The 21133-nt window shown below is 30.6% G+C and carries 20 protein-coding genes, 1 pseudogene and 1 riboswitch; of the genes and pseudogenes, 18 read left to right on the plus strand and 3 right to left on the minus strand.

What is annotated here, in order from left to right; translation table 11 throughout:
* The first annotated feature begins 143 nt into the window (after positions 1-143).
* The 3 genes from KPL44_RS21750 to KPL44_RS21760 all read left to right on the plus strand — a co-directional run bounded on the left by KPL44_RS21750 (position 144) and on the right by KPL44_RS21760 (position 3213).
* Positions 144-1355: a hypothetical protein gene (locus tag KPL44_RS21750; RefSeq protein WP_216254815.1), complete on the plus strand. Its 1212-nt coding sequence runs from the start codon at positions 144-146 to the stop codon at positions 1353-1355.
* A 305-nt stretch (positions 1356-1660) separates the two neighbouring features.
* Complete coding sequence (locus KPL44_RS21755; RefSeq protein WP_216254818.1) at positions 1661-2491, plus strand: pyridoxamine kinase; 831 nt, start codon at positions 1661-1663, stop codon at positions 2489-2491.
* Positions 2492-2559: 68 nt separating this feature from the next.
* The gene (locus tag KPL44_RS21760) at positions 2560-3213 is read left to right on the plus strand and encodes a TIGR04100 family radical SAM protein (protein ID WP_216254824.1); all 654 of its coding nucleotides are present in this window, start codon (positions 2560-2562) and stop codon (positions 3211-3213) included.
* 187 nt (positions 3214-3400) lie between these two features.
* On the opposite strand, the gene KPL44_RS21765 is transcribed toward KPL44_RS21760, so the two are convergent.
* Positions 3401-4675, minus strand: coding sequence for an Nramp family divalent metal transporter (locus KPL44_RS21765; protein WP_407935032.1), 1275 nt, complete (start codon positions 4673-4675; stop codon positions 3401-3403).
* Between the two features lie 219 nt (positions 4676-4894).
* On the opposite strand from KPL44_RS21765, the gene KPL44_RS21770 reads away from it, so the two are divergent.
* The 12 genes and pseudogenes from KPL44_RS21770 to KPL44_RS21825 all read left to right on the plus strand — a co-directional run bounded on the left by KPL44_RS21770 (position 4895) and on the right by KPL44_RS21825 (position 15189).
* A complete protein-coding gene (locus tag KPL44_RS21770) occupies positions 4895-5362 on the plus strand; it encodes a metal-dependent transcriptional regulator (protein WP_216254830.1) in 468 nt (155 codons plus the stop codon).
* 139 nt (positions 5363-5501) lie between these two features.
* Positions 5502-5822 (plus strand): aminopeptidase P family N-terminal domain-containing protein, encoded by a 321-nt coding sequence (locus tag KPL44_RS21775; RefSeq protein WP_216254860.1) that lies wholly within the window; start codon positions 5502-5504, stop codon positions 5820-5822.
* 32 nt (positions 5823-5854) lie between these two features.
* Positions 5855-5914, plus strand: a pseudogene (locus KPL44_RS26115) (hypothetical protein); the annotation flags it as partial.
* Between the two features lie 80 nt (positions 5915-5994).
* A complete protein-coding gene (locus tag KPL44_RS21785; protein WP_216124863.1) occupies positions 5995-6156 on the plus strand; it encodes a hypothetical protein in 162 nt (53 codons plus the stop codon).
* Positions 6157-6365: 209 nt separating this feature from the next.
* Complete coding sequence (locus tag KPL44_RS21790; protein WP_216254832.1) at positions 6366-7259, plus strand: zinc ribbon domain-containing protein; 894 nt, start codon at positions 6366-6368, stop codon at positions 7257-7259.
* A gap of 27 nt (positions 7260-7286) precedes the next feature.
* Entirely contained in the window at positions 7287-8729 is a 1443-nt protein-coding gene (locus tag KPL44_RS21795; protein WP_216254835.1) for a zinc ribbon domain-containing protein, read from the plus strand.
* Between the two features lie 130 nt (positions 8730-8859).
* Positions 8860-9693: a metallophosphoesterase gene (locus KPL44_RS21800; protein ID WP_216254838.1), complete on the plus strand. Its 834-nt coding sequence runs from the start codon at positions 8860-8862 to the stop codon at positions 9691-9693.
* A gap of 231 nt (positions 9694-9924) precedes the next feature.
* Positions 9925-10524, plus strand: a complete 600-nt coding sequence (locus tag KPL44_RS21805) for an AAA family ATPase (RefSeq protein WP_216254841.1) — start codon at positions 9925-9927, stop codon at positions 10522-10524.
* Between the two features lie 26 nt (positions 10525-10550).
* Positions 10551-11198, plus strand: a complete 648-nt coding sequence (locus tag KPL44_RS21810; protein ID WP_216254844.1) for a Bax inhibitor-1/YccA family protein — start codon at positions 10551-10553, stop codon at positions 11196-11198.
* Positions 11199-11223: 25 nt separating this feature from the next.
* Positions 11224-11793, plus strand: a complete 570-nt coding sequence (locus KPL44_RS21815; RefSeq protein ID WP_216254848.1) for a DJ-1 family glyoxalase III — start codon at positions 11224-11226, stop codon at positions 11791-11793.
* Between the two features lie 170 nt (positions 11794-11963).
* Positions 11964-13703 (plus strand): ABC-F family ATP-binding cassette domain-containing protein, encoded by a 1740-nt coding sequence (locus KPL44_RS21820; protein WP_216254850.1) that lies wholly within the window; start codon positions 11964-11966, stop codon positions 13701-13703.
* 135 nt (positions 13704-13838) lie between these two features.
* Positions 13839-13954, plus strand: a riboswitch (SAM riboswitch).
* A 116-nt stretch (positions 13955-14070) separates the two neighbouring features.
* Complete coding sequence (locus tag KPL44_RS21825; RefSeq protein WP_216254863.1) at positions 14071-15189, plus strand: trans-sulfuration enzyme family protein; 1119 nt, start codon at positions 14071-14073, stop codon at positions 15187-15189.
* Positions 15190-15324: 135 nt separating this feature from the next.
* Here the strand turns inward: KPL44_RS21825 and KPL44_RS21830 are convergent, their stop codons facing one another.
* Positions 15325-16617 carry a ferredoxin reductase family protein gene (locus KPL44_RS21830; protein WP_216254852.1) on the minus strand — a complete coding sequence of 431 codons (1293 nt, stop codon included), beginning with the start codon at positions 16615-16617 and terminating at the stop codon, positions 15325-15327.
* 322 nt (positions 16618-16939) lie between these two features.
* Between KPL44_RS21830 and KPL44_RS21835 the strand changes: the two genes are divergently transcribed.
* Both KPL44_RS21835 and KPL44_RS21840 read left to right on the plus strand, forming a co-directional pair.
* Positions 16940-17089 (plus strand): hypothetical protein, encoded by a 150-nt coding sequence (locus KPL44_RS21835; RefSeq protein ID WP_171295957.1) that lies wholly within the window; start codon positions 16940-16942, stop codon positions 17087-17089.
* 201 nt (positions 17090-17290) lie between these two features.
* Entirely contained in the window at positions 17291-17626 is a 336-nt protein-coding gene (locus KPL44_RS21840) for a hypothetical protein (protein WP_216254855.1), read from the plus strand.
* 92 nt (positions 17627-17718) lie between these two features.
* Here the strand turns inward: KPL44_RS21840 and KPL44_RS21845 are convergent, their stop codons facing one another.
* Positions 17719-18393, minus strand: coding sequence for an HAD family hydrolase (locus KPL44_RS21845; RefSeq protein ID WP_253201899.1), 675 nt, complete (start codon positions 18391-18393; stop codon positions 17719-17721).
* Between the two features lie 428 nt (positions 18394-18821).
* Here KPL44_RS21845 and KPL44_RS21850 point away from each other — a divergent pair, with 428 nt between their 5' ends.
* A complete protein-coding gene (locus KPL44_RS21850; RefSeq protein WP_216254858.1) occupies positions 18822-20909 on the plus strand; it encodes a methyl-accepting chemotaxis protein in 2088 nt (695 codons plus the stop codon).
* The last annotated feature ends 224 nt before the right edge of the window (positions 20910-21133 follow it).

The following is a 21133-nucleotide window of genomic DNA, read 5'->3' on the forward strand; positions in this document are numbered from 1 at the left end:
ATAATTAAGTAAAGTAGTAATACAAATTTTAGAAAAGATTATTTATGCATTAGTTTTACTAGAACTTAAAATTAGATCAATTAATTAAAAATTTTATATAATAGAGTTATTTTTCAATCTTTCTAGAAAGGGGAGTATTTTAAATGACAAAAAAGAAATTTTATATGATGACAACATTTGCACTTACATTATCTTTAACTTTTGGTTCAAAAGTTTTTGCAGATTCATTACCGGGCATAACAAATACAAAAAATATTTATTCATATCATGCTAGGAATAGATTAATAGATAATCAGCTTTATTCTAAAAAAGCATATAATGCAAGCTCATACTTAATATCGATAGGATCACTTCATGACATAACAATACATGAACCTACTACGGTAAATAATTTAAACTTATCGTCAACTATTTCAGTTACAACTACAGATGGACCTATATTAGTACCAGTACAATGGTCTAATTATTCTGGCGGAAGTATAAATACAACTACTAAGTTAAGTGGTAAAGTTGTATTACCTCCAAACATTTTAAATCCAACTAATATACAGTTAGACGTAACTCAGACAGTAGACTATAAAGGGGAGGGCCTTTGTAGTAATCTAGGTAAAGTCAGTTATAACAACATAACTAATATACCTCCAGCTACTACCACAAGAGAACTTATAAGTAACTTAAGTTACAACGGTAAACCACTCACAAGCGAAATGTCTCCAATAGTTGTAGACCAACGTTATAATACACTAGACAACGGTATCGTAGAAGATGGGGATTTATTAGAAATTACCGATGGAGAATACGTGCATACTTATTCTCTTAGTATAATATCTGAAACACCGTCAAATTCAAGTTCGTTATTATCTATAATTCCAACTCAACCTATAGCGGTGCCAATTACTGGAATGGAAGGTAGTTTAACATTACCCACAACTATACGGATTGATACTACAACTGGAGTTGTAAACTTACCGGTTCAATGGAATATACCAGTAAATTTAAAAATATCAAAAAATATCGAAATAACAGGCACGATTGTACTTCCAGATAATATTTATAATTTAAGAGGGGTTCAGCTACCTGTTTACCAACAATTAAACTATCAACCAATTGGACTTTCTAGCTCGCTTGGTACTATAGTTACAAACCGTATACTATATATACCAGCAGGAACTTCTGTGTCAAGTTTAATAGGTGGATTAACTAATGCTGGTTCATATACTATAACTTTAAAAGATAAGAACAACAATACTTTAAAAACTGATGCTAATATCGTAACAGGAGATATACTTATAGCTACTAACAGAAATACTAACTATAACTTCTATCTATCCACTAAAACTTCCGATGAACGTTAAAGTTTTGCATTTGAAAATTGGCACTAAGAAGAAAGGGCCATTCCCTTAGCGGACATCTCATTGAGCCAGTTTTCTTCTTTTTTATAATTAGAATATATTTTGCGAATGACGTGATTCATATTAGTTTGCCGTAAATAATCTTTTTACCATTGCCTATCAACTCTTCTAGTCTAACTATTTCTATTTGTGTAATTGATTTCCCCAAATATGTAATTTTATAAAAAACTTTAGCCTTTGTATCCGTACACTTTATTTTTTACCTTGATTAGATTATAATGAAGGTTATTAGAAAAGGTGGTGAGATAATGAGCTTAAACAAACAAAAGAAAATCGCTATTGTGAATGATTTTACTGGATTTGGACGATGTTCCATAGCGGTTGCATTGCCTATTATATCAGCAATGAAGATACAATGTTGTCCATTACCTACTGCAATATTATCTGCACATACGGGATTTTCAAGTTTCTTTTTTGAGGATTATACTCCTCATATGAGGGATTACATGAATAATTGGAAAGAGCTTAATTTACAATTTGATGGAATCTGTACTGGATTTTTAGGTTCAAAAGAACAAATTGATGTTGTTGTAGAGTTTCTTTGCAATTTTAAAACAAAAGATACTATTGTCATGGTTGATCCTGTAATGGGTGACTATGGACAACTTTATTCTACATATACACAGGAAATGTGTGATGAAATGAAGAAGTTAATTAAATATGCGGATGTAATGACGCCTAATCTTACCGAAGCCTGTAGACTTCTTGATATTCCTTATCCAGAAAAATCTTTGAATCCTGAGCAACTTGAAAACATTGCGAAAGAGCTCTGCACAAAAGGCCCAAATAAAATTGTTATCACTGGACTGCAGCATAATGGGAGTATACGAAACTTTATATATGAAAAAGGAAAACCCTATACTGTAATAGAAGTGAAAAAAATTGGTGAGGATCGTTCAGGTACTGGAGATGTATTTTCTTCTATTGTAGTTGCGAATATTGTAAAAGGAGTAGACATCGTGACTTCGGTAAAAAAAGCCACAGATTTTATTAGTAAAGCCATTGATTATACTGCTAAAATTGGCACTCCAGTACACGATGGTATTTGCTTTGAAGAATATTTGACTGACCTGAAATAACTTATGTAAATTTGCTTATTAATATTAATTATAAATTTAAAAATATAAAGAAAAGAGGATGATAGAAGATGGTTATTCTATATACATATAACAATGGTGTTTATATCAATTTAAAAGATGTTGATATCACGAGTAAAGAATTGAGCCACAAAAATATTTATGTTAATTTAACTAACAATTGCCCTTGCTCTTGTACATTTTGTTTAAGAAACACTAAGGAAATGGCTAAATCAAATAGTTTATGGTTAGATAAAGAACCTACCGCTCAGCAGGTTATAGAAGAGTTTGAAAAATATGATTTAACTCAGTTCAATGAAATTATATTTTGTGGATTTGGAGAACCTTTAACCCGGCTTGATGATCTAATAGACGTGGCAAAATACTTAAAAAATAGAAGTAGCAATAATCCAATTCGTATAAACACTAATGGACTAGCGGATTTAGTTAATAAAAAGGAAACTGCAACATTATTCAAAGACTTGATTAATACTGTATCCATAAGCCTTAATGCATCAAATGCAAAAGAATATTTAAGATTAACTCGCAGTAAATTTGGTATAGAATCTTATGACGCAATGCTGAAATTTACGATAAGCTGCAAAAAATATGTTCCAAATGTAGTTATGACAGTAGTAGATTGTATTGGACAAGAAGAAATAGATGCTTGTAAGGTTGTATGTGATAGTATTGGGGTACCTTTAAGAATACGTCCTTTTGAATAAGATAAAGGTATATACTGTTACCGCAACTAAAACAAGCCAGTAGATATTCTAATAACTTGTCTTAGTTGCGTCTGTTTTTTTTGTGTGATTTATATAAAGATAGAGGATGGCGAATGAATAAAATTTTATTTATTAAAGAAGATATTAAAAAGTATCATAGTTTGTATTTTGATTGGTAGGAGAGTATTTATACGCTGCCAGTGAAAGTAAGGTAGATCAAAACTACATTTAAAGCTAAAATAACACTTGTTATAACCCAACCAACAATTTTAGTTGAACGTTTGTTTACTAAGCTACCCATTAAGTCTTTGCGACTAGTGATAAGTAGCATAGGCACAATGGCGAATGGAAGAGCAAAACTCAAGGCAACTTGACTCATTATTAGGGCATACATGGGGTTAACACCTAAAGCTATTATAATTAAGGCCGGGGCCATAGTAATTAATCTTCGTAATTTAATGGGGATACTAAGGCCAATAAAGCCTTGCATAATAGTTTGCCCGGCCATAGTGCCAACTGCGGATGATGATAAACCTGATGCTAGCAATGCAATCCCAAAAGCTCCACTGGAGAGTGTTCCAAGAAGAGGTTCTAATGATCTTTGTGCTTGTTCAATTGTTTCTACAACTATACCATTTCTGTAGAATACTGCTGCAGCAACAATAACCATAGCAGCATTGACAACAAATGCTATATTCATCGCAATGGTAATATCGATATTCGCCATACGTAAATGCTTGCGTTTTTGTTCGTCAGTATCATCACTTTTACTTCTGGCCTGAACTAATTGCGAGTGTAGATATATTACGTGAGGCATTACGGTTGCCCCTAGCATTCCAACTGCTATTAAGACAGCTTGACTATTGGGGAGTGATGGAATTAGTGTGTGGATACCTACTTGCGCCCAGTCTGGCTTAGCTAAAACCAATTCAATCGTGTATGCAATGGTTATGATCGCCACTAATATACCAATAATCACCTCAACAACTCTTTGCCCATATTTTTCCATGCAGACAATCAGGTAAGTAAGTGCTGCTATGATGAGCCCATCATAAATCATGGGGATTCCAAATAGTAAATATAATCCTAATGTTCCACCAAGAAACTCTGCTAAATCTGTAGCCATAGCAGCGAGTTCCGCTTCAATCCAAAAGAACCAGTTAGTTTTGCGGGAGAATACATTTGAACACATTTCTGGCAAATTGTGACGCGTTGCGATCCCTAATTTTGCAGACATACTTTGTAAAAAAAGACCCATTAGGTTACTCCAAAGAATTACCCAAATTAGACTGTAATTAAAGACTGAGCCACCACTAATATTCGTTGCGAAGTTGCCTGGATCTATGTAGGCAACACTTACTATAAATGCAGGTCCTAAAAACTTCAGTACTTCTTTAAACTTAATTAAAGTTCTCTTGCTATTATATATACCCTGTTTTTTATCAGTTGAATTTATATCCATTAAGTTTTTATTACTTTCCATAAAATAAATCACCCTTCATAACTAATTATTTTTGCTATACCCAAAAGATTTAATAACAATTAACAATATTAGTCGATGCTAACTTTATTTCTCTAATATAAGATATGTTGTAATTTTTATAATGTTACATTAAAGTATATAAATTATATGTTAAGCATATAATTTATATAATAAAATATATCCTAAAGTGGGTGAAATATGGTAAAAAACAATTTTTATACTTTTAATGAATATATGAAAAAAGAAAATAATTTACTTACGGCGTCCATGGAAGATTACCTTGAAATGATATATAGATTATCTTTAAATACAGGATTTACAAGGATTCATGAACTTTCTAAGGCTCTTAATGTCCAACCACCTTCTGCTACAAACATGGTACATAAGTTAGCAGAACTGAATCTTTTGAAATATATAAAATATGGTGTTTTAGTACTCGAAGAGGATGGAAAGAAGCTTGGAGAAACATTACTTAATCGTCATAATACTATTGAAAGCTTTTTAAGATTACTTGATGTTTCAGAGTCTGATGTTTTAGAAGAAACCGAAAAAATTGAACATACAATAAGTACTAAAACAACAAGATGTTTTCAAGATTTTGTACAATTCATTAAGGCTAACCCTCAGCTAGAATTTAAGTTTAAAACTTACAGAAAAGATATATGAAAGATTATTTAAAGAAGGTCAAATATAAGTAACATAGATACCCGTAAATGAAGATATAATTAATTTTTATAAAAAGCTTTAAGGCCATTATAATTAAAAATGGGTAATGTAGTAGACAAGCTATGGTGCTAGAACTTTTATAACAGGATTTACAGGTTCTGCGGGTACTGCAATTGTAACTTTAACAGAGGCGGGTTTATGGACAGATGGAAGGTATTTTATACAATCAGAAAATCAATTAATAAATACAGGGGTAACACTGTTTAGAATGGGTAACGATGGTGTTCCGACTGTGGAAGCATTTTTGAAAGAAACAATTAAGAAGGGAGCAAAAATTGCTTTTGATTGTAAGGTTATTTCAATAGAATATTTTAGAGGATTAAAGAGTACTTTAGAAAGTAGTGGATTTTCCTATGAAATTAATGAAGACTTAGTAGATATGATGAAAAAGTTTGGCTAAATAACTATCATAAAACTGTATTTGAGAAGCTTTCTACTTATTTACAGGGAGAAGAATTAGCATATTTGAAACAAGCAACAGTGGCAATATAAATAAAAATAACTATTTAGAAGGAAATAACTCTCAAATGCAGAATAGATATATGAAAGATTATTTTAAGGAGGTCAAATAAATGCCAAAATTTGAAATTCCAAAAGATAAGGACGAAATAAAACGACAAATTAAAGCATTACAAAGCCTACTACCTATCGATGATAAAAAAAGTGATAGGAAAAGCAAGCAAATACATCAAGATGAAATTAAAGCTCTAAAAAAAGCTTTAAGCGACAAATAAGAGATATTAACTATTACGGATACTTGTAAATGAAAAGAAAAGGATTAAGGCGCAAAATGCTTTAATCCTTTTCTTTTTATTAAATATTCATGTATACCTGGAGCGTTTTATGTAAAATATTTTATAAACTATTAAGAGAATGTAAGTTATGACGAAATATATATAAGCAATAATAATTATATTTATTTATATATTCAAGGGGGAACATTATGACATATTGTAGTAAATGCGGTTCTAAGATTGAGAGTAGTAATGAATTTTGTCCGAATTGTGGCATGAAGGTAAATCAAACATCAAATAAGAACCGCAACAAAGAAAAAATGGAGGGAACATTCGAACGTGTTAAATCAGTAACAGATAAAATTAATACTACTGAGATAATAAACATTTTTAAAAATTCAACACTAAGCCCAGTTTCCGGTGGTAAAGAATTTGTAGCTAAAACCCAGAAAACGCCAGCTATTGTTATTATGATTATGCTAACATGTCTACAAGGTATACTAGGTATTTGGAGAGTTAATCAGATTGTAAGTAGTGTATCAACAATTTTCACGAATTTTTATAGAAATCTATCCTCATTAGCAGTTTTATTTGGTGAAAGTTCGTCATCATATAATATGGATACCAGTACCATAAACTCCATGAACACGGCTATTGATAAATTTAAATATATGAATACTATACCTTATGGTAAAATATTTTTTGGGAATTGTGAATTATATTTAGTAGGATTATTAGTTCTATTTATTTCTATATATCTAGGAATAAGCTTTTTTTCAGAAGTAAAGTGTACAGCATTCATGGTATTTAAGGCTGTATTGATTTCAACTTTACCTATTTTGTTTTGTGAAATTATTTCAATCATATTTTCATACTTTTCATTGAATTTAGGTATTATTTTCGTTATTTTAGGTGTGGTTATTTCAATTACGACATTAGTTATTATAAGTAAAGAAACTTTTCAGATAAATGCAAACTTATGCGTTTTAATAATATCAATAGCTAGTGTCATATCTTTAATAGCATTTATTATAGCATTTTCTTATCATACGGTGGATGTAGTAAAAGCGATAGTATATAGGTATGGTAGCTTATTAAATTAATTTGATTAAGAAATTGGGGGACATAAAATGAAATTTTGTACTAAATGTGGTAATGAAGCTAACGAGGAACAGATCTTTTGTACAGTTTGCGGTAATAATTTAAAAATTGAGTCTACGAACGAAACTAGAACAGTAGATAAAATTAATCTGGGTGTAAAAAATGAGCCATTAGATGAATATAATCGAATAAAAGAAGATGATATTAATGAAAAATATACTACAAATAATATTAAATCAAGCAAAACGTTAAAAATAGCAATAGCTTTAATTTTGATAGTAATAATAGTAGTTATTATTCAAGTGGGTAATTCTTTGTCTGATCCAAGGAAGATAACAAAAAGATTTCAACAAGATATAGTAACAAACAACACTTCTGATTTAGCAGAAATACTATATTGTAATGATGATAGGCTTGAAATTAATAGTAATAATATAACACCATTACTTAATTACTTTAAAAAAGATCCTTCACATTATAATAAAATTATTGAAAATTTAAATAATGATGCTCTTAGTCCTAAGGATGTTAGTAACCTTAGCGTAACATCAAGTAACACGTTAACATTAGCAAAGGTTGGAAAAAAGTTTTTGATTTTTCCGAATTATAAAATAAGCATTAAGCCATCATTTGTTGATATAACAACTACAGTTAAAGATGTCTCTTTTTCAATTAACAATGTAGTAATAGGAAAAAGTGATACTGATAAATCCACTAAGGAATTTGGACCATATATTCCTGGGACTTATTCAATCATAGCTAATTATAAGGGTCCGTATGTTACTTTAAGTAAACCTTATTTAGTAAATACTATGGAAGCTAGCGATGGAATAGTGAAATTAAGTGTATTTGAAGATATGAATAATTTGAATATAACCTCTGATTATCCTGATGCAGAAATATTTGTTAATGGAAAAGATACTAAGGTCAAGGTTAATAATGCTGCTAATTTTGGACCAGTAGATGGGGATTCAAAGATATATGCTACAACCGTAATAGATGGGAAAAAACTTAAGAGTGAAGAGTATTCAGTGGCTGAGGGAGCAACGGACATTAATATAAGTTTTGAGGAGGCAATTAATAATCGAAATAATGCTCAGGCTCAATTAAATGGAGTTAAGTCTCAATTAAACGATCTTTTAAACAACTATGCGACAGCTCTTACAGATGCTATTAACATGAATAATTTTTCAATAGTAGGGGGTTATTTAACTTATGGGAGTGAACTATATCAACAACTACAAACAAGTGTACCTAATTCCTATGTAAATGGAAACTTAGAGAGTGTTGTATTTGCTAAAATTATAGATTTCAACATTAGTGAGGATACTCAATCTGGAAGTATTACTACTAGTGAAAAATATAATTTTACAACTATGGATAGTGCACCTATTGATAGAATTTTTAGTCACACATATAATTTTCAATATAATAATGATGTCGCTAGTTATCAATTCACAAACAGAAAATAAGTGGGTTATAATTATTAGTGTAGTAAAAAATGGAAATATATTAAATGTTTAATAGTTTGTACTTTAATATAAATCACCACATAATACTCTCCTTTTTTATTAATACTATAAAAAAGGAGAGTGTCATTATATGAAAATTAAAAAATTTAGCAAGTTAGTATCTATTATCATTGCACTAACATTAACAGTTAGTCTTTATTCGTCAGCAACAGTTTATGCAGATACTACAAGAAATAACAACTACATTGGAGTTACTTCAGATATTCACGGAAATATATCAAATCTTACAACATGGTTATCTAATTTGAAAAACACATCAACATCGCTAGATTATATGATTTTCGGTGGTGACTATGCAGGCCCCAAAGATGCAGCATCTTGTACCTCCGCTGTAAGTAGTCAATATAAAGGAACTTCGTCGATACTTACAAAGGGCAACCATGAAGTTGGTAAGGGAGGAACCTATGCCTCCGGACTAGTGGTCAACAATAGCAATTATGCTGTATATGTAATGGATTCATCAAGCAAATCATTTACAACTACTGATATGGATAATATTAAATCATCTTTGAATTCGATAAATCCATCAACACCGGTTTTTGTTGTTTCTCATTGCCCTATTCATTATTTTAAAAAAAGAACAACAGGAAATGCATCAACACTCGTTAATCTTCTTAATAATCATAGTAACGTAATATTCATTTGGGGTCATAATCATACCGTACATGATACAAACTACGGTAAAGTTAAAATCTCGGGTGATACTATACAATGTTCAAGTTCTACCTCGGTAGTTCCTATTAAATTTACGTATGCAAATATGGGTGCCATGAAACAAGGAAATAATGGAGCATATGGACTACTTATAAATTTAATAAAAGAGAGTGATAGTACAAAAATTAAGTTCGACTATAAAGATCTTTCAGGAAAAACTGTTTCAAATTATTCTGTGACCATCAGTTAATAACTTCAAAAATACTAACCTTCGAAATGTACTCATTAGTTTCATTTAAATTTAAAAAATTCAGGTTCAGTAATTCAGGAAAGTTGATTATACTGACCCTGTTTTTTTATGTGCGAAGAGAATTTTCTAACTTATTGAACAAGAAAAAGGGTATAATAAACATGAGCATGAAAATTTGAACAAGTTTGAAAAGTTTCAGACTTAAAATTTTTTGACTAGGAGAGGATTGTTATGAAAAAACTGATTTTAGTAACATCACCACCAGCAAGTGGAAAAACTTATATCGCAAAAAAACTTGCCGAGGCATTACGTCATGTTGTCTATCTTGATAAAGATACACTTATAAAATTATCAAAACAGATTTTTGTTGTAGCAGGTGAAGAATATAATAGAAGCTCAGATTTTTTCAATGAAAATATACGTGATTATGAATACGAAACAATAGTAGAACTCGCAATGGAAGCTCTGAATTATGATGATATTGTGTTAATTAATGCACCATTTACAAAAGAAATACGAGATTTAAACTATATAAAAAAGCTAAAGGCAGCATTAAAAGATAAGAATGCCTCTTTAGTAGTTATTTGGGTAGAAAGTTCAATTGAAGTAACGCAGCAAAGAATGATTGAGAGAAATTCTGATAGGGATACATGGAAACTTGCGAATTGGAATGAATATATTGAAGGAATTAATTTTGATGTTCCTATTACTTTGGACGATCCGTGTATAAAAGATGATTTACTTATCTTTAAGAACTCCTCAGATGAAGAATTCGCCGAGTCCTTAGCAAAAACGATAGATATACTGGAAGAATCATCGGGTAGAAAATAAATATAGTAATAAAGGAGTATGTTAGTATGGAAAGTAATAGTTTGATAAAAAGCAGATCTACTTTTATAGGAAAGACTTTGTGTCTAATGGCAGTTGGACTACTAATAACATTTATAGTTGGTCTGTTTACGAGTAACTATATAATGAATGTATCTACAACAGTAATTTACGGGGCTATGATTCTTGAACTAGTCATGGTTATAACATTAGTTAAGAGAGTTGCTAAAATGTCTACAACATCTGGAATATTTTGGTTTTTAGTTTATTCAGCTTTAAATGGTGTAACATTGAGTATAGTTTTTTTAACTGTAAATCAAGGTCAATTAATTACTGTGTTTGCTTTAACTTCATTAATGTTTTTAAGCAGTGGAATGGTAGGGATAACAACAAAAAAAGACTTAAGTGCAATAGGTCAATTTGCCATGATGTTTGTAATAGGTTTAATTTTACTTACTATTATGCAGATGTTTTTTGTTTCTTCCACATTCGATTTAGGAGTATGTCTCTTAGGTATAATAGTATTCGGGGCATTAACAGCATATGACATGCAGAAAATAAAACATATGCAAGCACAAAGCAATGATATGCATGGGGTTGTGCTTGCGGCATTAACTTTATATTTAGACTTTATAAATATATTTTTGTTTGTACTTAGGTTATTTAGTAGGAGATAATAGTTAGGAGAAGGGGAGATTTAAATTGAAAAAAGTTGCAGTTTTTTTAGCAGAAGGATTTGAAGAGGGTGAAGCATTATTTGTAGTTGATGTTTTAAGAAGGGCAGAATTTCAGTGTAATTTGGTAAGTATCAATGAGGAAATGGTAAAAGGTGCTCATGGTATTAGGGTACTGGCAGATAAAATTATAAGTGATGAAATAAAAGAATATGATATGATTGTTTTACCTGGTGGATTACCTGGTGCAACAAATTTAAGAGATGATGAAAGGGTCATTGAATTAGTAAAATTTTTTGATAAAGCACCGGAAAAATTTGTTGCTGCTATTTGCGCGGCACCCATGATTCTAGAAAAAGCAGGAATTATCAAGGGACGCACAGTAACATCATATCCTGGAGAGGAATATACTACTTTGCTTAAAGATGCAAATTATGTTGAAGATATTGTTGTGGTAGATGATCACTTGATAACGAGCAGAGGACCAGCTTCTGTCCTACCATTTGCTTATACATTAGTAGATGTTTTAGGTGGCAATAGTAGTTTGTTAAAGGAAGGAATGCTTTACAATATGGTAAAAGAAAGTCAATTCGAATAGATAAAATGAAATGATTGAACTTAACTCTAAAAAGTGTTATGCTATCTATGGTAAACTAAGTAGAATATCTCTACTAGATAAAAATCAAGTATAAAATTACAATTGAGAAGAAAATATATTGAAGAGCTTATTTTATAGGCTCTTTTTTAGTGATAAAGAGAGGTAATAATATGATAAAAGTTGATAATTTGTCCTACTCGTTTCCGCAAAAGGATCTATATAAGAACATTTCATTTACATTAGAAGACGGTCAACATTGTGCTTTTATAGGAACAAATGGTTGTGGAAAAAGTACACTTATAGATATAATTATGGATCCAGAAAAATATATGTTCGATGGAAAGCTCGAGATGGACTCAGATTGTAGAATAGGTTATGTAAGTCAATTCTCACAGCTTGGCGAAACAAAAGAAATTACAGTTTTCGAATATATTGGGGAAAAATTTATTAAACTGCAAAATGAAATAACATCTATTTGCAGCGAAATGGAAACATCTTCAGATATTGAACCTTTACTAGAAAAGTATCAACAAACTTTAGATGCATTTGGTGCAATTAATGGGGATGATTTCGAAAACAACATTAATAAAAACCTAAATCTTGCAAACTTAAGCAAGTATAAAGATCTAATGATATCTGAACTTAGTGGTGGGGAATTTAAGCTTATTCAAGTAATTAAGGAAATGCTAAATAGTCCAGAATTAATGATTATGGATGAACCAGATGTGTTTTTAGACTTTGGAAACCTTAATTCTCTTAAAGATTTAATTAATTCACATAAAGGAACAATGTTAATTATTACGCACAACAGATATCTATTGAATCATTGTTTTAATAAAATTTTGCATCTTGAAAACATGGAGCTCCAAGAGTTTGATGGAAGCTATATTGAGTATAATTTCTCTTTACTCCAAACGAAAATTGAACTGCAAGAACTAGCTACTTCTGATGAGGAAGAATTTTGGAGAAACGAGATGTTGATAAAAAAACTAAGATATCTCGCAACTGAGCATACTGAAGCTGCTAGAGGAAAATCTCTAAATGCTAGAGTTAAAATCCAAGAAAGATTAGAAAAACGTAGAATTAAAGCGCCATTTGTAGATATTAAAGAGCCGAGTATCAGCTTTGTTACAGATAATGAAATGGAAGAAACCATTGCTTTAAAAGTTAATAATTACAGTGCTCGCTTTGATGATATACTTTTAGAGAATGTTAACTTTGAGATTAAATCTACTGATAAAGTAGCTCTTGTCGGATTAAATGGCACCGGTAAAACGACTTTGGTTCAAGAAATATTTAAAAATAATAATGATTCTATTGAGATAAACGAGCAGGTTGAAGTGGCTTATTTATCTCAACTTCAAGGCAAAACATTAAATGAGTCTAATACTATACTTGAAGAATTCTTTGATGTTGGTTTTAAAACTTATGAAGAGATTAAGTCATATATTTCTGGTTATGGTTTTGAAGAAGAAATCATTAATCAAAAGATAGAGTCTTTATCTGGCGGAGAAAAAAACATGCTTCAACTGGCTAAAATTTCTGCTAGTAATGCAAACATGTTGATTCTTGATGAACCGACAAGTCATTTAGACACCTATTCACAATTAGCACTGGAAAAAGCCATAGAAAACTATAAAGGTGCAATTTTAATGATTTCTCATGATTTTTATACTATAGTAAATTGTATGGATTTTGTTTTAATCATTGAAGATAAGACAATTAGAAAAATGAGTATGCGAAAGTTTAGGAAGATGATTTATGCTAGTTATTTTGACAAAGACTATTTAGAAATTGAACAAAAGAAAAAATTAGTTGAAACAAAAATAGCATTAGCTTTAAAAGGGACTGATATTGAGCTTGCAAAAGTTTTATCTGATGAGTTAGAAGGGCTGATTAAGTTACTCTAAATTTAGTGAGTAGTTAAGAGCACTAGTTTATGGATAAAGAAGATAATGGGAGTGATTGTCGAATAAAAGTATTGACATAATCATATTTAGTGATTAAAATTTAAATAAGTTAATTTAATATTGATAACAATCTTGTTCTTATCAAGAGAGGTGGAGGGACTGGCCCTATGAAACCCAACAACCGGCATTCTCATTCGAATGTAACGGTGTTAATTCCTGCAGAAATGAAATATATTTCTGGAAGATAAGAAAAGACGCAGATTTTATTTGTGCGCTGCTTTTCTTTTGAAAAGTGGCTTTTGTTTTTTATGGAAAATAATAGGGGGTGACAGTTTTGAAAACAGACTGTAATAACTTGGAGACAATAATGGTTCACGGAAGTGGTGAATGGGAAGATCAAACTGGCTGTATAAGTATTCCAATATATCAGAGTGCAACTTTTAAACATAAGGGATTAAACCAAAGTACTGGTTATGATTATTCAAGGCTTCAAAATCCTACTAGGGAAGAGCTTGAAAAAACTATAGCGAAACTTGAAGGTGGGAAGGAAGGTTTAGCATTCTCAACTGGGATGGCAGCAATAGACTGTGTTGCAAGATTATTAAAACCAGGAGAACATATAATAATATCAGATGATTTGTATGGTGGAACTTATAGGCTTTTCGAAGATGTATATAAAGTTTATGGTATTGAATCAACATATGTAGATACAACAGACCTAGAAAAAATTACAATGGAATTAAAGGATAATACAAAAGCTATTTACATGGAAACTCCTTCTAACCCAATGATGAAAGTCAGTGATATAGGGGAAATATCAGCTTTAGCAAAAGAAAAAGGTTTAATTACAATAGTAGACAATACTTTTCTTACACCTTATTTTCAAAGACCAATGGATTTTGGTGCAGATATAGTAGTTCATAGTGGAACAAAATTTTTAGGTGGACACAACGATACTCTGGCAGGCCTTTTGGTAGCTAGTAGAGAGGATTTAATTGAAAAATTAAGGTTTACTCAAGTTTCCATTGGAGCTACTCTTTCACCTTTTGATAGTTGGCTCATACTCAGAGGTATAAAAACTCTTGCAATAAGGCTTGAAAAACAGCAAGAAAATGCGAAACACATAGCTTTGTGGCTTAAAAACTGTGATGCTGTTGAAAAAGTATATTATCCGGGATTTAAGGAACATGAAGGTTATGAAGTTTCATTAAAGCAGACAAGTGGATTTGGATCAATAATTTCATTTACGGTTAAGGAAAAGAAAGCTATAGGCAAAGTACTTGAAGAAGTTGAAATTGTAACTTTTGCTGAAAGTCTTGGTGGAGTAGAGAGTCTTATAACTTATCCATATCTTCAAACACATGCGTCTATTCCAGAAGAAATGAGAAATAGAATGGGTGTTACTGATAAGCTTTTAAGGCTTTCAGTAGGCATAGAAAATGTAAATGATATTATAAATGATCTCAGCAAAAGCTTAAATTATTAATAAACTAAGAGGCTATAAATATCGCTAATAATATAACTTGAAAATAAAACAAATAGCCTCTATATTAAATGAATAATATAGGGGCTTTTTGGTATTGTGCGTTGATAATAGGTTTAAGCAATATGAACGGTATAGTTATTTAAACTGAAAGTTATCATAATGAAAATCTATAATATTCAATTGGTTTTCTTTTAACTGTTTCTTTAAGATCTCTCTCATAGGTTTAGGTCCACAAAAATATACATCCACTGGATCTGTCTTATTAACATATTTAATTATTTTTTCACCAGATAAAAAGCCTTCTTCTTTTGAATTTAATAAATGCACTCTTAAATTATTTCTCTTAGGCAATTTCATTATCTCCTCTATATAAGCGCCTTCCTCTTTATTATTGAAAGCGTAAAAGAAATCAATAGAGTAATCCTCTGGTATATCAGATTGATAAAAGCTCCTAAAAGGAGTTATCCCAATTCCACCAGCAATCCATATTTGTTTCTTACTACCTGTTATGTAATTAAATTTTCCATGAGGTCCCGATACTAAAAACTCATGGCCTACTTTAAGGGTATCCAACAATTTTCCTGTATGATCACCTAATGCTTTAATCGTAAACTGTATTTCACCCTTTTTAGGGGCTTGGCTTATACTAAATGGATGAGAAGGAAAATTATTTTCTTTTCCTGGTAACTTAAGAAATGCAAACTGTCCAGGCAAGAATTCCATACTACGCCCTAGAGTTTTTCCCGTAATTTCTATCATACTGTTTGCCACAAGCTCTAATTTCTCTATAGTAAATTTATATTTGAAAGAACTTGTTTCATAAATAAAGATACTATAAATAACTGATACTATTCCTATAAAATTAATAATGTTTAGGAATATACTAAAGGAGTCTAATCCAAAAACTGCATAATTTGAACTTCCATAATAATGAATAATACCAATGATATAAGGTATAAACATAATCTTATGAATTAGTTTCCACCTCTCATAATTTAATTTTTTTGCTATCAATGCAAGAATTACTAAGCCTATAAACAGATACATACTTATGGATCCAAAAGTTTTGAAAATATGACCACTGTTTCTTGCCCCTTTGGATAAATTTTGTGCTATAGCAAGGCTTCTTTCCGGTTTTCCGCCTGCGTCTAAGAGTTGTGTGTGCATAATAACTAGAATAAGAGAAATAATGCTTAAATATTTATGATAGATATATGATTTATCTAACCCATTAAAGCATTTTTCTAATATCGGATTTCTAGTGGAGATAAAATTGACTAAGGCAAATCCAACCAAGGCCATTCCTGCTACTAATTGCGAGTACTGTCTAGCTGAAGGGATTGAACTCAAAGGCTGAACAAATAACCAACATATATACGTTAATATAAAAGTAAATAGAATAAGTAAAAATCCAAATTTCTTTTTCATAAATATCCTCCCTAATTTTTGAAAATTGTTTCAATTGGTAATAAATAATAATATTATTATAGCTCAAATATGTTTTAAAGCCAATATTTATCAAAAAAAATTTTGAGATATCTATTATCAATTGATAATAAAATCTATTTGGCTTCATTTTTTCTAGACTTACAGCGACTGATAAACATGTCAAAAAATACGTCAAAATTTACTGAGATATACTGATTGTACCATTAGCAATTATAGTATACTGATCATTGATATACTCTAGAATTAGAGTTATAGTTATAGTGTTAATTAAAATAATATTAAAAAAGGGAGAGGATTATTAATGACAAACAAAAAACTAACACCAGAGGAAATATCAAAAATAGAAAATGATAAACTTGAAAAAGCAAAAAAAGATGCGAATTATGTACCAGCACCATCCGATTCAGAGTTTGATATTTGTGGACCTTTACATTGTGATAAAGAACTATAAACCATATTAGCAATCTTTATACCTTAAAGTTAATTAAGGTATAAAGATTGCTTTTTCTTATATCATATCCAACATAAGTCGTTATGCTGGTTGTTTATCATGTCGATTTGAATGCTTTAGAAAACATGGTGTTATATATTAGGAGGGATTTTATGTACAAGCAAGGGAGTTTTTCTTGCCACAGGTGGCTATTCTAATAATATGGAAATGTTAAAGGAATTAAATCCAATTGCTGCATTTAATATAAGTTCACTTCAGTTAACATCAGGTTTAACAGGTGATGGAATTAAAGCTGCTAAAAAAATAGGAGCTGAAATTGATCTTATTTCGACGGTAATGATTTTTGATCGTGGAGCAGTTAAGCCAGGTAAAGTGTGGTGTTCTATATTTGATTCAAATTGGATAGAAGATGTACTGAAATTTCACACAATTGGTTGTTCACGAGTTGTAATTCCAGAAGATAATGAAAAATATTCATGCAATTTTAATGTAAAAAAGGTGAAGATGAGGATTTCGGAAAGACATCTTTTCGTATGAGACCTATTATATATTAAGCTTTCTTAAATTGTATTTCTCAAACGGTACAGTGATATCAAAAGAATATTAATCAATAAATGTAAAAATGATTATTAACTTAATTTTACATAATTCACTTCTTTAAAGCTATTTATCACTAAATCTGCCATGGAAATGTCTTGACTTCCTGCAACACCGCTATTAATTCCCACACACTTCATACCTGCTTTTTTAGCAGCACGAACCCCGTTATGAGAATCCTCAATAACTATACAATTTTCAGGGCTTACCTCAAGCTTCTCTGAAGCAAAAAGAAATATATCTGGTTCAGGCTTACTTCTCTGTACATAGTCACCGGTAACAAAAACTTCAAAGTATTCTTCTATTTGAAATTTCGCTGCAATAGCCATAATTACATTTAGTGGAGATGATGATGCAACGGCTAGCTTTATCCCATTCTCATGAAGGTCTTTAATTAGCTCTTTCACCCCATCAATAAGAGTTATTTCGCATTCATCTGAATTAAGGTATTTAAAATATTTACTTCGATCATATTCAATTAACTCATCAAGTGTTTGATTAAGCTTATATTTATTTTTTAGAGCTTCCCACATATAATGAGAAGTTGCGCCTACAAAAGAGTGATGCTCATCGTCTGTAACCTCTATGCCTAATTTTTTATAAGTCTCATTTTCAAGCTTCATATGTGCTGGTTCACTATCAATAATTACTCCATCCATATCAAATATAACAGCTTTTAGCATAAAATCACCCTGGTTTTTATCCAAACTTATCATCTCCTTATAAATATAGCATTTGAAATAATATATATTCTATATTAGCAAACACTATTATATTTTATCCGATTTAACCGTATCCTACTCAAGTACAAGGATAAATACATTATTCAATGTTAAGGGAGGAATAATAATGGCTAAGTACAGACAGATTTATACTGAATTTTGTAGGGAATTATAGATGAAAATCCCATTCTAGATAGTAACTTAAAGTTTAAAAATAGCTTAGGATAGTTAATAGCAATTTATAATAGAATAAATTGTTAGCTGATTTGCTTGTTTATAGGAATGAATATGTTTACATTTTTTTATGTGATTTTATTCGTAAACATTTCTTAGATTAACCCGATATTATAGTATATTGTATTTTATTAAATTATAAAAAAAACAAAAGAAAATATTTTAAGGAGGAAACTTTGTTGAAAAAGAAAATTAGCACTAAAATAGTTATTGCTATAGTGAGTTGTTCAATTTTAGTATCAACGCTTGTGGGAATTGCAAGTATTGTTAAATCTACAAGTATAATTAAGAAGGAAGCCACAGAGAACTTATTAAATATAGCTTCTAGTAGAGGAAATGAATACACAGTACATACTACAAAGGTGGAAAACACTGTAAAGGAATTATCTGGACTAGTTTTAGGCACAATAGATGTATCTAAGGTTAAAGACAAAAATTATATGATTGCGTATGAAAGCCAGTTAAGTACTTTAATAAATAATTTAGGTGTTAGCAATACTGGAATTGTAGGGTTATATATGAATTTTGATCCTAAATTTACAGATGGAAGTAAGGCTTACGATGTGGCTTATTACTATGATGAACAAAAGAAAGAGGGGAATGTTAGCAACAATTCATATTTATTAAAGGATTATAAGGAAAGTAATAAAAGTTTAAATTGGTATTATGACCCAATTAGAGCTAAGCAAGGAGTATGGTCAAAACCGTATATAGACCCAGCCAGTGATAACGTAAACCTGATATCATATACACTGCCTATATATGATAATAATAAATTAGTTGGAGTAGCAGGTATGGATATTTCATTTGAAAGTTTGAGAAAGATAATTTTAAACACAAAGATATATGATACAGGTTCTGCATTTTTGCTAGATAAAGATTACAGTTTTGTAGTTGCTACGGACCAAAAATCGACGGATAAATTAGACACTTTAGAATATGGAAAATATAAATTTATAACCGATGAATTAAGTAATAAAAAATCTATGGTGCTCGAGACAAACTTTGAGGGGCATAAGCAGCTGATGAGTTATTATACGTTGAATAATGGTCAAATTATGGGAGTGAAAGTGCCTAGTTCAGAAGTGTTCAAAACTTTAAATGATTCAATAGATATTATTCTTTTAATTATCACTCTAGGAATTATACTTTCAATAATTATTGCCTTAATTGTTGGCAGAAGAATATCTAGACCAATAGAAGTTGCAACAGGTTTTATTGGTAGATTAGCTGAACTGGATTTAACTTATAATGACAATAACCAAATGCTATCAAGCCAGGATGAAATAGGTATTATGGGAAACAGTTTAATAAAACTAAGGGAAGAATTAATAAAAGTTGTTTACGAATTAACAAAGGATTCCGCTGAGGTATTAGAATCTTCAAATGATGTTTCTGCTACAACAAAAGAAATATCATCAAAAATGGAGATTATCAATGAATCGGTAAAGCAAGTATCTTTAGGTGCAGAACAGTTAAGTGCCACTACAGAAGAAGTAAATGCAACAACAGAAAGTATTGCACAGAATGTGGCGAGTGTTACTGGACGTGCAAATGAGGGAACTGAGATTTCAAATAATATAGAAGTAAAAGCTAAGCAAGTTAGAATAACTGCTGAAAATAGCTCTAGTACCATAAATAAATTATATTTAGAGAAGCAAGAAAGCATATTAAAAGCAATTAAAGATGGTAATGTTGTTAGTGAAGTTAAGATAATGGCTACAGAAATAGGGGATATTGCAAGTCAAACAAATCTTCTTGCACTTAATGCAGCTATTGAAGCAGCAAGAGCAGGAGAACAAGGTAAGGGGTTTGCCGTAGTTGCTGACGAAGTTAGAAAATTAGCTGAGGCGTCAGAGGCTACAGTTGAAAAGATTCAGGAGGTAACTGAAAAAGTTGAAAATGCATTCCAAAATCTTACCAGCAACGCTCAGGATGTATTAAGCTTTATTGATACTAAGGTTAAACCTGATTATGATCTATTTGTAGATACAAGTAAGCAATACGGCTCAGATGCCGTAAAAACCAATATGATATCTGCGGATATTGGAGCTTCAATGAATATAGTAAATGAAACTATATCAGAGATTAGAAATGCAATTGAAAATATATCGGCTACAGCTGAGGAATCGGTTGCTAGCTCCGAGGAAATATCAGCAACCGTTAATGAATCTGTTATGGCAGTCCAAAAAATATCAAAATCTTCTCAAAATCAAGCAATATTAGCAGATAAGCTAAATAATATAGTTCAAAAATTTAAGCTATGAAATAAATGTTATTGGGTATCTTAATAACTATAAGATTGACTAACATAAAACGCTGTACTCATTAGGAGTATAGCGTTTTATGTTAGGGTTGTTCAATAATTAAAGTCATATCAAAGTGATATGCTCCCCTTATGGTAGACAGTTAAATAATAAAACTGTTTACTATAAGGAGAGCTATTTTTTATGGGAAGAAAATCAATTATCTCAGACCAACAAAAAATCAA

Source organism: Clostridium sp. DSM 17811 (assembly GCF_018861905.1).
Classification (GTDB): domain Bacteria; phylum Bacillota; class Clostridia; order Clostridiales; family Clostridiaceae; genus Clostridium_AD; species Clostridium_AD frigoriphilum.

What these genes read in the sequence shown, in the direction of transcription:
- KPL44_RS21750 (WP_216254815.1), top strand. Translation starts at nt 144, where the DNA reads ATGACAAAAAAGAAATTTTATATGATGACAACATTTGCACTTACATTA.
- KPL44_RS21755 (WP_216254818.1), top strand. Translation starts at nt 1,661, where the DNA reads ATGAGCTTAAACAAACAAAAGAAAATCGCTATTGTGAATGATTTTACT.
- KPL44_RS21760 (WP_216254824.1), top strand. Translation starts at nt 2,560, where the DNA reads ATGGTTATTCTATATACATATAACAATGGTGTTTATATCAATTTAAAA.
- KPL44_RS21765 (WP_407935032.1), bottom strand. Translation starts at nt 4,675, where the DNA reads ATGGATATAAATTCAACTGATAAAAAACAGGGTATATATAATAGCAAG.
- KPL44_RS21770 (WP_216254830.1), top strand. Translation starts at nt 4,895, where the DNA reads ATGGTAAAAAACAATTTTTATACTTTTAATGAATATATGAAAAAAGAA.
- KPL44_RS21785 (WP_216124863.1), top strand. Translation starts at nt 5,995, where the DNA reads ATGCCAAAATTTGAAATTCCAAAAGATAAGGACGAAATAAAACGACAA.
- KPL44_RS21790 (WP_216254832.1), top strand. Translation starts at nt 6,366, where the DNA reads ATGACATATTGTAGTAAATGCGGTTCTAAGATTGAGAGTAGTAATGAA.
- KPL44_RS21795 (WP_216254835.1), top strand. Translation starts at nt 7,287, where the DNA reads ATGAAATTTTGTACTAAATGTGGTAATGAAGCTAACGAGGAACAGATC.
- KPL44_RS21800 (WP_216254838.1), top strand. Translation starts at nt 8,860, where the DNA reads ATGAAAATTAAAAAATTTAGCAAGTTAGTATCTATTATCATTGCACTA.
- KPL44_RS21805 (WP_216254841.1), top strand. Translation starts at nt 9,925, where the DNA reads ATGAAAAAACTGATTTTAGTAACATCACCACCAGCAAGTGGAAAAACT.
- KPL44_RS21810 (WP_216254844.1), top strand. Translation starts at nt 10,551, where the DNA reads ATGGAAAGTAATAGTTTGATAAAAAGCAGATCTACTTTTATAGGAAAG.
- KPL44_RS21820 (WP_216254850.1), top strand. Translation starts at nt 11,964, where the DNA reads ATGATAAAAGTTGATAATTTGTCCTACTCGTTTCCGCAAAAGGATCTA.
- KPL44_RS21825 (WP_216254863.1), top strand. Translation starts at nt 14,071, where the DNA reads ATGGTTCACGGAAGTGGTGAATGGGAAGATCAAACTGGCTGTATAAGT.
- KPL44_RS21830 (WP_216254852.1), bottom strand. Translation starts at nt 16,617, where the DNA reads ATGAAAAAGAAATTTGGATTTTTACTTATTCTATTTACTTTTATATTA.
- KPL44_RS21835 (WP_171295957.1), top strand. Translation starts at nt 16,940, where the DNA reads ATGACAAACAAAAAACTAACACCAGAGGAAATATCAAAAATAGAAAAT.
- KPL44_RS21840 (WP_216254855.1), top strand. Translation starts at nt 17,291, where the DNA reads ATGGAAATGTTAAAGGAATTAAATCCAATTGCTGCATTTAATATAAGT.